The sequence below is a fragment of the Nostoc spongiaeforme FACHB-130 genome (assembly GCF_014698475.1).
GTDB lineage: Bacteria > Cyanobacteriota > Cyanobacteriia > Cyanobacteriales > Nostocaceae > Nostoc_B > Nostoc_B spongiaeforme.
Genome location: NZ_JACJTB010000004.1, coordinates 20,238 through 34,194 on the forward strand (window position 1 = coordinate 20,238; position 13,957 = coordinate 34,194).

General features: G+C 40.6%; 12 protein-coding genes. 8 read left to right on the plus strand and 4 right to left on the minus strand.

Annotated features, from left to right (window positions below):
• Positions 1-51 precede the first annotated feature (51 nt).
• The gene (locus H6G74_RS05485; RefSeq protein WP_190966718.1) at positions 52-1,230 is read left to right on the plus strand and encodes a GNAT family N-acetyltransferase; all 1,179 of its coding nucleotides are present in this window, start codon (positions 52-54) and stop codon (positions 1,228-1,230) included.
• Positions 1,231-1,285: 55 nt separating this feature from the next.
• Entirely contained in the window at positions 1,286-1,858 is a 573-nt protein-coding gene (locus H6G74_RS05490; protein ID WP_190966719.1) for a Uma2 family endonuclease, read from the plus strand.
• 68 nt (positions 1,859-1,926) lie between these two features.
• Here H6G74_RS05490 and H6G74_RS05495 read toward each other — a convergent pair whose 3' ends face one another.
• Positions 1,927-2,487, minus strand: coding sequence for a Uma2 family endonuclease (locus tag H6G74_RS05495; protein WP_190966720.1), 561 nt, complete (start codon positions 2,485-2,487; stop codon positions 1,927-1,929).
• 143 nt (positions 2,488-2,630) lie between these two features.
• Complete coding sequence (gene aroF, locus H6G74_RS05500) at positions 2,631-3,503, minus strand: 3-deoxy-7-phosphoheptulonate synthase (RefSeq protein ID WP_190966721.1); 873 nt, start codon at positions 3,501-3,503, stop codon at positions 2,631-2,633.
• 635 nt (positions 3,504-4,138) lie between these two features.
• On the opposite strand from aroF, the gene H6G74_RS05505 reads away from it, so the two are divergent.
• From H6G74_RS05505 to H6G74_RS05520, 4 genes are all read left to right on the plus strand, one after another.
• Positions 4,139-4,633 carry a hypothetical protein gene (locus H6G74_RS05505; protein ID WP_190966722.1) on the plus strand — a complete coding sequence of 165 codons (495 nt, stop codon included), beginning with the start codon at positions 4,139-4,141 and terminating at the stop codon, positions 4,631-4,633.
• 307 nt (positions 4,634-4,940) lie between these two features.
• A complete protein-coding gene (locus H6G74_RS05510) occupies positions 4,941-5,693 on the plus strand; it encodes a pentapeptide repeat-containing protein (RefSeq protein WP_190966723.1) in 753 nt (250 codons plus the stop codon).
• A gap of 458 nt (positions 5,694-6,151) precedes the next feature.
• Complete coding sequence (locus H6G74_RS05515; protein WP_190966724.1) at positions 6,152-7,957, plus strand: sensor histidine kinase; 1,806 nt, start codon at positions 6,152-6,154, stop codon at positions 7,955-7,957.
• Positions 7,958-8,117: 160 nt separating this feature from the next.
• Complete coding sequence (locus tag H6G74_RS05520) at positions 8,118-8,942, plus strand: SDR family oxidoreductase (RefSeq protein WP_190966725.1); 825 nt, start codon at positions 8,118-8,120, stop codon at positions 8,940-8,942.
• Positions 8,943-9,075: 133 nt separating this feature from the next.
• Here H6G74_RS05520 and H6G74_RS05525 read toward each other — a convergent pair whose 3' ends face one another.
• On the minus strand, positions 9,076-10,665 hold the full coding sequence (locus tag H6G74_RS05525; RefSeq protein WP_190966726.1) for a glycoside hydrolase family 57 protein: 1,590 nt from the start codon (positions 10,663-10,665) through the stop codon (positions 9,076-9,078).
• Positions 10,666-11,150: 485 nt separating this feature from the next.
• On the opposite strand from H6G74_RS05525, the gene H6G74_RS31460 reads away from it, so the two are divergent.
• Entirely contained in the window at positions 11,151-11,279 is a 129-nt protein-coding gene (locus H6G74_RS31460; protein WP_277927129.1) for a hypothetical protein, read from the plus strand.
• A 116-nt stretch (positions 11,280-11,395) separates the two neighbouring features.
• On the opposite strand, the gene hemW is transcribed toward H6G74_RS31460, so the two are convergent.
• Positions 11,396-12,577 (minus strand): radical SAM family heme chaperone HemW, encoded by a 1,182-nt coding sequence (gene hemW / locus H6G74_RS05530; protein ID WP_190966727.1) that lies wholly within the window; start codon positions 12,575-12,577, stop codon positions 11,396-11,398.
• A gap of 249 nt (positions 12,578-12,826) precedes the next feature.
• Between hemW and H6G74_RS05535 the strand changes: the two genes are divergently transcribed.
• Positions 12,827-13,903: a PIN/TRAM domain-containing protein gene (locus H6G74_RS05535; RefSeq protein ID WP_190966728.1), complete on the plus strand. Its 1,077-nt coding sequence runs from the start codon at positions 12,827-12,829 to the stop codon at positions 13,901-13,903.
• Positions 13,904-13,957: the final 54 nt, after the last annotated feature.

Genomic DNA, 13,957 nt, shown 5'->3' on the forward strand with positions numbered 1-13,957 from the left:
GTCTTGATTTTGTAGTATATTAAGAACTTGTTGCTAATTGTGGTGGAAGTGATGACATCTTTATTGGAATACAAGACATTTGTGGATGTTGAAGACGTAAAAGATTTGGGTGTTATTGTTGGACAAGCCTTTGTTAGGTCTGCCAGTGCAAGTGAAAATTTCTTCAAATTGATTGGTTTGGAGAACTTGCGGGTGATTTGTCGAGAAGGGAAAGTGGCTGGCGGATTAGCGACTGTACCGATGGGGATGTGGTTGGGGGGTCAATCTGTACCAATGGTAGGGATTGCTAGTGTGGGAATTGCGCCAGAATATCGTGGAGGTGGAGTTGCGATCGCACTTATGCAAAATATGCTGCAAGAACTCTATGCAAAAGGAACCCCCATTTCCGTTCTCTATCCCGCGACGCAACAACTTTACCGCAAAGCCGGATATGAACAAGCTGGTAACTATTGTACTTGGGAAATTTCCACTCAAGATATTCACTTACACAAGCCACCTTTAGCTTTACAACCAATAGCAGACCTTAATTGTGAAATCTTGCATCAACTATATCAACAACAGGCGCAACTAATTCATGGTTATTTAGACCGAAATTCCAGTATTTGGAAAAGAGTAACTCAATTAGGAGAAAAAGAAACTGTTTATGGTTATTTAATTGGCAACCAAGACCAACCCGAAGGCTATATTATCTTGAGTCAACATTATCAGGTAGATCATGCAGTGATTAAAATTCGAGATTGGGTAGTTTTGAGTCATGCTGCGGCACAAACTTTCTGGTCTTTTTTGGCTAACCATCGTTCTACAATCAAAAAAGTCACTTGGCAAAGTTCGATTATTGACTCCCTAACATTAGTATTACCAGAACAAACAGCCAAAATTAAACATCAAGAACGTTGGATGTTACGGATTGTGGATGTATATAAAGCATTGCAATTACGAGGGTATAAATTAGGAGTAGAAACCGAATTACATTTAGCAGTTAAAGATGATTTATTAACTGGTAATAATGATAAATTTATTCTTTCTGTTGCTAACGGACAGGGTGAAGTTAAGCAAGGTGGTAAAGGAGAATTACAGATAGATATTCAAGGATTAGCTTCTTTGTATACGGGTTTATTTACCCCTCATACGTTAAAATTAGCAGGAAAATTAGAAGCTCCAGACACAGCACTATTAGCCGCAACAGAAATTTTTACTAGTTCTGCACCGTGGATGGCTGATTTCTTTTAAAAATTCCAAACTGTTCTGTGACAAAATAGTTTTATTGTCCTGGAGACGATGCACTATGGTTTCTACAATCAAGCACCGCTACACTTTGGATGAATATCGCGCCATTGAAGAAAAAGCCGAAGGACGCAGCGAGTATCGAGATGGAGAAATTGTCCCAATGCCAGGAGGAACGCTCAAACACAGCCGCATCGGTCGAAACATTTTGACATATCTTAGCTTTTTGTTGCGTGATACTTCATTTGAGCCAATTAACAGCGATTTGCGCCTATGGATTCCTGAATATCGGCGGGGTGTATATCCAGATGTGATGGTTTTTGATGGAGAACCACAACTCAATGAAGGACGCTTAGATGAAGTATTAAATCCTACAGTAATTGTTGAAGTCTTATCGCCTAGCACCGCAGATTATGACCGACAACATAAGTTTCGGATGTATCGTTCTATTCCTAGTTTTAGTGAATATTTATTAGTTGAACAGAATGAGCCTTTTGTTGAAAAATATACCAAGCAAACTCAAGGTTGGTTGCTGAGTGATTTTAAAGGTTTAGAGGGTTCGATTGCTTTGGAATCTGTTGGTGTTGATTTACCAATAGCGGAAATTTATCGCGGCGTTGTATTGGAAATTTAGGTGAAAAACTTGTGGCATTTGTTGGGTTTCACTTCGTTTCACCCAACCTAAAGAAGATTGCGATCGCCCTACAATAACCAAGCAAATAAATCTCTAACAGTAAGCTGAAGTTCATTTATAAAAGATGGTACAGAAATAAGTGCATCTGGCTCATCAAATACGGTAGTTTCTTGCTTGGGTTGAAAAACAAACACTGTTTGCTCATCTGGATCTATTAACCAACCTATTTGAGTTCCATGCTTTAAGCAATGAAGAATATTTTTCGTAACTTTTGTTTGATTTTGATCGGGCGATAAAATTTCAATTGTCCAGTCTGGAGGCAGAGCAAAAGTATTAGCTATTTCTCCATTTTCATCACGAGGAATTCTATCCCAAGTAAAAACTACAATATCAGGTACAATTGAACGTCCGCCAAATGTACAACGCAATTCAGGAAAGGCGCGAGCAATGCGTTTTGGCTTGACTATATTATTGATAGCAGGGACAAATTCTCCTTGAATCGCGCTATGTTTACCCTGTGGCATTGGTTTTTGGATAATTTGACCATCAATATATTCTAAGCTCGGTTTAGTTTCTGGTAGTTTGAGAAATTCCTCTAACGTTATGGGTTGAGTAGGAGTTTTTACCATTGAGACTTCCTCGCATAATTACGAATAATCTATCTTACGCAGAGGCGCAGAGGCGCGGAGAGGATTAGGAGTTTAACTTATGCAAAAATTCTTTTAAACTCCTACTTCTCTGTGTCCTCCGCGTCTCTGTGGTTCGTTCAAATTTAAGCCGCGTAACAAATAGGGGTAGGTTTTAAACCCACCCCTTTTTTGTCTGATATTCTGCGCCCAACGGCTGCTGCTACGGGCTTTAAAACATCAACTAAGTTCACCATATCTTCTAAAGACAATGCTTGACGGGCATCGGAAACGGATTTTTCTGGTTCTGGGTGACATTCAATAATTAATCCATCTGCACCACAAGCTACAGCAGCTTTGGCGACGGGTGCGACTAGTTCGCGTTTACCGACGGCGTGGGAAGGATCTACAATCACAGGCAAGTGAGTGATTTGCTTGAGTGCGGCGACTGCGCCTAAATCTAAGACGTTGCGGGTGTAAGTGTCGAAGCTGCGAATACCGCGTTCGCACAGGACGACATTTGGGTTTCCATGACTGAGGATATATTCAGCAGCCATAACGAATTCTTCTATGGTGGCGGCTAAACCACGCTTGAGCAAGATTGGTTTATCAACTTGTCCCAAGGCTTTGAGTAAGTCGAAGTTTTGCATGTTGCGGCTACCTATTTGCAGCATATCAGCAGATGCGGCGACAGTTTCGATTTGGGAAATTGCCATTACTTCTGTAACTACTGGCATATTGTAGAGCGATCGCACTCTCGCTAAAACTTCTAATCCCGCTTCAGCCATTCCTTGGAAAGCATAAGGCGAGGTGCGGGGTTTGTAAACACCACCGCGTAAGGCTTGTACAGGTGCAGATGATAGCTTTTGAGCAACTGTTTCCATTTGTTCTAAGCTTTCCACTGTACAAGGGCCGCCAATAATTACTAATTCTTCACCACCGAAGGCGACTGTCTCTGAAAGTTTCACAATTGTTTGGTGGTTGGGATGAGATTGGGCGGCTAGTTTAGCGTTAATCATGGTTTGATTCTCTGAAAGTTATGAAGTGTAGTAAAGTGCTGAGTGCTGAGTGCTGAGTGCTGAGTGCTGAGTATTAAATACTCCCTCTGCCTGTTTTATGCTGTGAATGAAAAAGCCCGGAAACTGAGAGTTCCGGGCGCGTTCTGGCTAATTGGCATGACGCTATTTACCCGGAGTTTGCTCTAGGCCAAAAGTAAAAGCTGTAAAACCAGTTAGTGAAATTAGTCGTCATGCTCAATACTCCTAAAAACAAAAAAACCGCAGAAGTCAGTTCTGCGGTTCATCGGGCGGTTTCCAGTTGGAAACGTGACTCACTCCCGGTGAACCGCCTTATGCCAAAAATAAAAGTAGTAATTGCTGCTGAACATATACGCTGGGCTGAGATACAAAATTGAATATAAAGCTTCCTTGAGCTTCAAGATAACAAAAGCGATCGCTCACGTCAAGCACCACAGGACATCAAAAAGCGATAGACTCATTACAACTCTGGGAATGGAGGCTTGTGGCTAGTTGGTAACTGAAACATGGGCTTTTAGGACACTCAAATGAGGCGAAGCAGTTCTCGCCAACCCTAAACAGCTTGGTTATTCAACTTGCACAAACATATATACTTTTGCGGAAAACTCAGTTTGATTATGCCCAGTTCCAAAATCTTCAGCAAATCTTTTGACACCTATGAAGTTTACCCTTGCCCAGTTTGTCGAGTCGGTAAAATATCACAAATGCCATTAATGGAGACTATGGCTTGTGATTTTTGTCAAGAGATTTTTACTGTCAATGTAGAGCAGCAACAAATCAAAATGCCTTCACGGCAACCGCCTTTGGTTTGGCGATGGAATGGCTTGAGTTGGACAGAAGCGCAGTTAGAAGGTGTGGAGTTAGGTTGGGGTTACGGATTTGCTGCGATCGCTTTTATATTTTTCCCTACAACTTTAATTGGCATTGTCGCTTTTTATTTTCCCCCATCGCTGGATTCTCCCCTCACTTGGATACCATACATCTGGACTATATTAACTTTTTTGTCACATTTATCAATCATTTTGTGGATTATTGTTGAGGTTTATCAAATTCCTGTTGCGGCATATTTCAGAGCTATAAATCGGTGGCGAAATGGAGAAATAGGAAGATGACGGTGATACAGATAAAAAGGGACAATAACTTAATTACTGGATGGTACAAGCCCCAAATTTATCTATAGAATCATTCGCAAATCCAACATCATCCTTTCTCAATGTAAGCTAATCGTCATTTAAATTACACCATGTTCATTGGTAATAAAAACTGCAAACCCTCTCCCTTACTCCCTGTCCCCTGCCCCCTGCCCCCTGCGACCTCAATCTGCTTTTTCATATACTTAACAGCTGATCCGTGGGGTTAATCACCAATCTCAATTCTCAAATCTAAAATTGTCTGACAATCGACTATCAACAACATCCTATGAACGAGTTGGAGCGGTATTATCGAATATTAGAATTAGAGCCTGGTGCAACACTTGACGAAGTTAACCAGGCTTATAAAGATTTAGTCTTTGTTTGGCATCCTGACCGCCTTCCCAAAGATAATATCCGCTTGCAACAAAAAGCTCAAGAAAAGCTCAAAGCCATTAATGAAGCGCGGGATAAATTGCGTTCTTTTAACGGTCATTCGACCAATGGTAAGCATCATACTGCTACACACCATCCATCACCCCAACCAAATGGGAAGCATTATGCTGCATCACCATATCAGTCGCCTCAACCGAATGGTAAGTATGATCATGCGTCACACTATCAGTCACCTCAACCAAAAAGACCGTCACCAACCCCCCATCACACACCAAACCAAAATCCAGATTTGAGTGGTAAAGATTTCAGTCGAGCTAATTTAAGTAACAAAGATTTATCTGGAAGAAACTTAAGTTATGCCAATTTAACTGGTGCAGACCTCAGCGATACTTTTATGCACAAAGTAATTTTGCGGGGTGCAAATTTATCAGAAGCCAATTTATTTAGAGCAAATCTACTTCTAGCCGATCTCAGAGAAGCCAATTTACGTAACGCTAACTTAATTGGTGCAGACTTGAGTGGTGCTGATTTGCGGGGGGCTGACTTGACTGGTGCAAAAATTCGTTCTGGCGATCGCTTGCTAGTGAAGTTGATTGGTGCTAACTTAGCAGGGGCGATTATGCCCGATGGTCATACCCATAGTTAATGATTAGCATATTAACTGCGATCGCTATTCCTCTTCACCCACACCAGATACATAAACTGTTAAGCATATAAGAAAGCACATTGAGGCCACAGAGGGCAGAGAGTAAGGGAGTAAGGGAGAGGGTTTGCAGCTTTTATTACCAATAAATATGGTGCAATTTAAATGACGATTAGCTTACCAAAGCTATCTAAAACTCCTAGGTACAAATTCCCGAATTTTCTCTTGTTTTCTGTTTCTTCAAGCAACCAATAATCTCTCCCCATCAGATGGAATTTGTAGATAAAAATTACGTATTTTAACGAATTCCAAATTGAGATTTATCACAGAAAATGTAGCAATCCATATTTTTGTTACATCTCCTGCATTTTTCCGGCTAATATTAATTAGCTGAGTATGTATGGCTGACACTAAAGATTTAAGTTAGGCTAAAGCCATTTGTGTGGGGATAACAAATATATATGCGCTCTGCCAATGCTCAAAATACTTCTGTGAAAGATAATCAGACTAGAACTTCCTCTACAAAAGAGTCTGTAACTCAATCGTCAAATCATCCAAGTTGGATTGTTGGCTTAGTTAACAATCTAAGTATCAGTCAAAAAATTGCTTGGGGTTATACTGTTGCTCTAGGGGCGGCTGTTATTGGAACAGTAGCAGGATTTATGCTAGGGGATTACTATCAGCAACAAGCCATCATTCAAAAACAAGAAAAATGGCAAGAAATTCAGCTAATTCGTAGTCTTAACTCTGTTTTATTAGAATTACAATCTCATCAAGGTAAAATCTTAGTTTTTACAGATTTAAAACATTGGCAAGCAGAACGCATTCATGTTATCCAAAACTCTGCTGAACTTCAACAAATTTGGGCAGAACTAACAACTTATGTTAATCAACATCCTAATAAAAAAATATCGAATTTCTTAGAAAATTATCAAAGTATTCCTACAGTATATAGCCAACAAATAATGGCGATATTAAATCAAAACTCTACATCTAATTTAAAGGCTGAAAATATAGCCAGTATAAAGGAAAAACTGTTAGCCCTTTCTCAAGGCGAAATATATTTTCAATTACACAATACTACAGATGCTTTGGAAGAATTACTCGCAGCTTCTGAGGGGACTTTTCAACGCAAAGAAGTGGCGGTACTGGCTACAGAAAAAGTCCGAGACAGAATTATCATTATTAGTATGCTGTCATCGGTAGCGATCGCTATTATACTAGCCCACTACACCAGCCGAGCGATCGCACGTCCACTCAAAGCCGTTCACGATATCGCGCTGAAGGTAACTCAGGAATCTAACTTCAATTTACAAGCACCAGTCACCACAGCCGACGAAGTGGGAATGTTAGCCGACTCACTTAATCAACTCATTCAACGAGTTCATCAACTTTTAGCAGAACAAAAAGCCGAAGCATCTCGACAATTAATTCAAAATGAGAAAATGTCGAGCCTCGGACAAATGTTAGCGGGAGTCGCCCACGAAATCAATAACCCCGTCAACTTTATTTATGGGAATCTTCAGCACACTAATGCTTACTTTCAAAATTTGTTAATGCTGCTAGAAGCCTACCAAGCCAAAGTACAAGATGATGAATTAGATGAGTTAGCTGAAGAAATTGACTTAGATTTCGTCAAACAAGACTTGCCAAAGCTATTACAATCAATGCAAGTGGGAGCTAACCGAGCTAAAGAAATTGTTTTAAGCTTGAAGAACTTCTCGCGGTTAGATGAAAATGAATTTCATGCTGTAGATATTCACTCTTGTATAGAAAGTACATTATTAATTTTAAATAATCGCCTGAAAAAAAGAATTAATGTAGTGAAAAAATATGGCGAAATTCCCAATATACAAGGCTATGGTGGTGCATTATATCAAGTGTTTATGAATATTTTATCTAACGCTATCGATGCTTTAGAAGAGTCCCAAAATGAAGAAGAATATCAAGAAATTGTTATTTCTACACAAAAACTCAATGCAGATTTGATAGAAATCAAAATTACTGATAATGGTTCTGGAATTTCTCCAGAATATCAACAAAAAATATTTGAAACATTTTTTACTACAAAACCCATTGGAGTTGGTACAGGTTTAGGTTTGTCAATTAGCTACCAAATTATTGTCGAAAAACACAAAGGTCAACTAATTTGTGAATCGGAGTTTGGTGAAGGCACGACATTTGCGATCGTATTACCAATCAAACATTCAACTGATGATGATACCTCTTTAGAAGAGAGCGACTTAGCTCTTACCATTAATGACTAGAGCCTAGTTCTCGCAATACCTGTTCGCCAGGAATAGATGTAATTTCTTCCTGTTCAACGGTTTGTAACCTGTTTTAAGCTTCTTTTTAGTTTGCTGATTTGGTATTGTAATTAAGAGTATCACCTTAAATTAACATACTATCAAAAAATCAAATTTATCTATGAATATTGCTATCATTGGTTGTGGTTATGTAGGTTGTGCAGTGGCTAAATATTGGCAGCAAAAGATGACTTTTATTGTTACCGCCACCACAACTACCCCCAAACGCATCCCAGAACTTCAAACTGTAGCGCAAAAAGTTTTCATTGCTAAAGGAAACGACGCAGCCACACTGCAATCAGTTTTGCAAAATCAAGATGTAGTTTTGTTGAGTGTGGGGGCAAAAGGCGCAAATTTATATGAAGAAACTTATCTAGAAACTGCAAAAACTTTAGTGGCAATTTTGCCGCAGTTACCTAATATTCGCCAAATTATCTACACGGGCAGTTATTCTGTTTATGGCGATCGCAATGGTGCTACAGTCGATGAAGATACACCCATAGAACCAACCCATGCTTCAGGCATAATTCTGCGAGAGACGGAAAAACTTTTACTTTCAGCAGCCAGTGAGAAATTGCATGTTTGTATTTTGCGCTTGGGTGGTATTTATGGAAATAATCGAGAACTAATTAAAATATTTAGTCGTGCATCTGGTACAACTCGCCCTGGTAATGGTGAAGATGTCACGAATTGGATTCATTTAGATGATATTGTCAGCGCCATTGAGTTTGCCCGTCAACAACACTTAAATGGTATTTATAATTTGGTCGATGATGCACATTTAACCAGCCAAGAATTACTAGATACTTTATTTGCGAAACACAATTTACCTACAGTGCAATGGGATAGTTCCCAGACAAGCAACCGCCCATATAATGCCAATGTATCAAATCAGAAAATCAAAGATGCCGGATACAAACTGATTCATCCCCAAATGATTTTTTGAATTTAATTCATCTTACTCAGTGCTGAGTGCTGAGTGCTGAGTGCTGAGTAAGAAAAAGATTACTCAACACTTTCTCACTTGGTAAATGTTATATCTTTTAACTCAGCACTCAGCACTTTCAACTCAGCACTCTTTACAAAGGACGATAAACGCGATAGTTAATTTCTGGGAAGATATTATCCATAACTTCGATTTTTTCTAGCCAACCACTGTCAACTTTACCGATTTTGACATCTTCATAAAGTTTATTAAACCGCATCAGGTGCGATCGCGTCCGGCGGACTGCATAAGGAACCATTGTTCCTGTCCGCATAATAAATGCCCAGTCAGAAGATTGTGCTAATAACAGTTCTCTTGCTGCTTGGTTTAGCGCCCGCCATTGCAACTCATCAGCAGGTTCCAACTTCGAGATTTCAATCATCCGTTCTGCGGCTTTGTGCAGATGGGGATAAATCCAAGCATTTGTTTCATTTAACCAATATTCGTGGAAACCTTTGTAACCCCAACTCGACTGAGAAGGACGGCAAACTTGCTGGCTGGGTTCGGCTCGGAGATAATCTGCCAAGTGAGTCATTTTATATGTACCTTGGTCATACCATGACTTACGGAATAAGTAGTCAATAAACCAAGGGCCTTCATACCACCAATGTCCGAACAACTCCGCATCGTAGGGCGAAACAATAATCGGCGGACGCTGCATAATTCCGTAAAGATGTTCAGCCTGACGTTCGCGGTTATACATAAAGTTGGCAGCATGTTCGGCGGCTTTTTCCCTTGCCCAGTATGGATCATACAGTGCCTTATCTGATAAACCTAAACCGCGTCCGGTAATTTTATGGTATTTAATCCCCGTATTTTTGCGCTGACCATTGGGCATGATATAGGGTTTGATATACTCATATTCTGCTTCCCAGCCCAAATCTTTGTAAAATTCTCGATATTCGGCTGCGCCAGGATAGCCCACCTCAGAAGACCATACCTGTTGTGAAGATTCATGGTCTCTACCAAACGCTGCTACCCCTGTTTCGGTAAAAATCGGCGCGTAGCTACCAAAACGCGGACGGGGACGGGCATAAAGAATACCATGTCCATCGGTGAGGAAGTAACGCAAGCCAGCATCAGCCAGCATCCTCTCCAGCCCTTCATAGTAGGCACATTCTGGCAACCAAATACCTTTAGGCGGACGACCAAAAGTTTGTTCGTAGTGTTCACAAGCTACTTGAATTTGCGCCCACACAGCTTGGGGATACATTTTCATCAATGGCAAGTAGCCGTGAGTAGCGCCACAAGTGATAATTTCTAAGTTATTACTATCTTGGAATTGCTTAAAAGCAGTTACCAAATCACCGTTGTAGCGTTCCCACATTTCCCGCGCTTCGTTAAACTCAGTAGCGTAGTGTTCCGCGAGATAACGAATATGCCCATTGTTAACATTATGCTCAATTTCTAGTTCTGTAAGTTCCTCTAATTTGGCTAAGTGAGCATCATAGCGTTCTTGCAATAGGGGATCACGTAGCATCGACACCAAAGGCGGTGTCATACTCATGGTGATTTTAAAGTCGATGCCGTCTCGCTTTAAGCCTTCAAAGACTTTTAGTAAGGGAATATATGTTTCGGTAATGGCTTCATAAAGCCATTCTTCCTCCAGCACATAGTCACTTTCTGGGTGACGAACGAAGGGCAGGTGTGCGTGAAGTACAAGCGCGACGTAGCCAATAGCCATAGTAATTTCGGGGTGATACTGGTAAATTTAAGGTCGAGGGGTTTAGCAGAAATTAACAATATTTTAAGACCTTCTGGGTATCGTCGTAGTCTGATTGTATTGAGAAAGTTGGCTATGGCAGATAGGGAAATCAGGCAGAAGGCTGAAAGATTATGCACGAAGGTTGTTTGTGGAGAATGGGTGTAGGGGAGAAAGGGTATGGGGTGTAAGGGTTTTAATGACCTATACCCCTTCACCATCCTTTCAAACCTAGATTTTGTATATTACTGTGTAAGTCTTGTGATCTGAAGCTTCACAAATGATTTAGTATTACCGGGAGTTTTTTAGTTTTTTGGAAAGAAAAATTCTAGTTCATAACTCAATTCAATACTAGTTAATAGAAGTGAATTTACTGAAGAAAAACACCTTCAAGATAGGAGTGTTTTCGTGATTTATACATATTTTGAAGAAATTGAATTTAATATCCCAATGATACCTTTGCGTTTGTGGGTACACGCGATCGCCGTGGCGAAAAGTTAGCCGTCAAATCTGTGGTGACACATATCTTGCACCTAGCCCCGACGAATGGAATTCGCGGCTATAAAAACGAAGTCCGCCTACGCGGACTAATGTAAAGTCAAGGGCTTTGAACCCGCGCAGGCGGGTTTTGTTCGTGTAGCCGCGACTTCAGTCGCTTGGTGCAAGATGTGATGTGAGTAAAGTCTCTAATCCCTAACCTCAAAAAAAATAATTAACCCAACTGATTAAATAAATCAGCCAAAATTACATTAGAAAATAAAAATCCTTCTGGGTCAGTTAATTGCAACCTTCCTTCTGTAACTTTTACCCAACCTTTCTCAAGGTAAGGTTGCAAACATTGATACATCTCCCCTATTTTCTCTTCGCCAAACTCTGCTTGTAAGTTAGAAACACTCACACCTTCAGCCAAGCGCAACCCCAACATTAAAGTTTCTAACAATACCTCAGCTGGTGGAGTAATTTCACAGTCAATTTTGCAGCCAGCTTGTACCCATTGATAATATTCCTGAGTTTTGCGGGGGCGCGTGAAGCGTTTCTTGTCAGTGTAACTAGCTGCGCCCATCCCAAAGCCATAATAAGGTCGGTTTTCCCAATAAACGCGATTATGCTGACACTGGTGTCCAGGTCGGGCATAATTAGAAATTTCATAATGGGCGTAACCTTTGCCAGTCAATACTTGCTGTCCCATCTGGTACATCTTGACAGTGGTTTCATCTGTTGGTAGAGGATTATCCCCTGGTTTGTAATAGCGATTAAAAGCTGTACCTGGTTCAATGGTTAAATCATAGATAGATATATGCGTCGGGTTGGTAGCTACTGCTTTTTCTAAAGAATCCGACCATTGATCTAAAGACTGATGTGGCAACCCAGAGATTAAATCTAAACTAAATTCGGGAATCTCGACTTTGTGAATTAATTCAACAGCTGCAAAGATATCTTTAACTGAATGCGATCGCCCAGCTACTTTTAACAATTCTTCTTGAAAGGCTTGTACACCCAAACTCACTCGATTTACACCCAAACTCTGATAGCCTGAGATATGCGCCAAATCAAATGTACCTGGATCTACTTCCATTGAAATTTCGACTTGGGGCGCAATTCCAAAACTTTGTTCTAAAGCTTCTAATATTTGTGCCAACTGCTGAGTTGATAGCAGTGAAGGAGTACCACCACCAAAAAAAATTGTCTGCAAAGATTGACTAAAATTAGGTGTATTGGCAATTTCTTGGCATAATACCTCTACGTAATGGGAGATTGTACCCGATGTTTCACCCCGCAAGCGATCGCCCACAACAGACACAGGGAAATCGCAATAAAAGCACCGTCGTCTGCAAAAAGGAATATGTACATAAGCAGAACTGACCATGCCAGAAACAGCAAATTTTTGATTCATTTTCAGCAATAATTACTTAACTTAACAAAGCATTACAAATTGCCAAAATAAAAAGTTTGTTTATGTTTTTTTATCGTTTCACAACAAAACCATGCAAAATATTAAAATAAAGCTCTTTAGTTATAATATTTGCAGATATTCCCTGCTTCCGCCCTTAGTCTAAGTCAATATTCATTATTGCCTTTTAGCGATGAAATCAAAAACATTTGATTTTATCGGGTAAAACAATTGCAGGAAAACAACACAACCATGCTTGATGCCATTATTATTCTCTCATTCATTTTGGCAGCAGCAGGCATAGGTTTCTACAGCACCGATCTGCTACCAGATGGCACGTTAGATCGAGTGACCAACCTAGAAGCTTTACGCCTCACAGTTGCCGTCTTTGCCGCTATTATTGGCGGTGCAGTTGGACTGAGTTTCCAGACGACTTATCGTCGCCTAGAGGCACAAGTCCGGGAAATGCCACTGGAAGCCATCTTAACGCGTGCCATAGGATTAGTCATTGGCTTACTACTAGCAAACTTAATGCTTGCTCCGTTATTTTTGCTACCTATACCACCAGACTTTAGTTTTATTAAGCCCTTGGTGGCAGTTGTTGGTAGTATTATTTTAGCTGTTACAGGCATGAATTTGGCAGATACCCACGGACGCGGATTACTGCGATTAATTAATCCGAATACTGTGGAGACAATGGTAGCAGAAGGTACATTAAAACCTGCCAATACCAAAGTTTTAGATACTAGCTGTATCATTGATGGTCGTATTGAAGCACTACTAGAAACAGGGTTTTTAGAAGGGCCAATCATCGTGCCACAATTTGTTTTACAAGAATTGCAGCAAGTAGCTGATGCTAGTAAAGACCAAAAGCGGGTGCGGGGAAGACGGGGTTTAGAAATTCTTAACCGCATTAAAGAAGCTTACCCAGAACGCATCTTAATTAACCCCATCGACTACGATGATATTGCCACCGTAGACGCGAAATTAGTCCGCTTTGCCCAAGAAATCAACGCAACACTGCTAACCAACGACTACAACTTGTCGAAAGTAGCCAGCGTGCAGAAAGTACCCGTGTTGAACGTCAACGATTTAGTTAACGCCGTCCGTCCCACTTATTTACCAGGCGATAACCTCGACCTCAAAATTCTCAAAGAAGGCAAAGAACCAAGTCAAGGTATTGGCTATTTAGATGACGGCACAATGGTTGTCGTTGAAGAAGGTAGCGGTTATGTAGGAGGTGAACTGCGGGTAGTCGTCACCAGCGCCTTGCAAACCTCAGCCGGACGCATGATTTTTGCCAAACCCCAAGCTTCAGCAATAGCGTGAGGGAAATGTCTGGTTCAATCACAATTAAATCATGCACAAGTAATGCGATCGGTG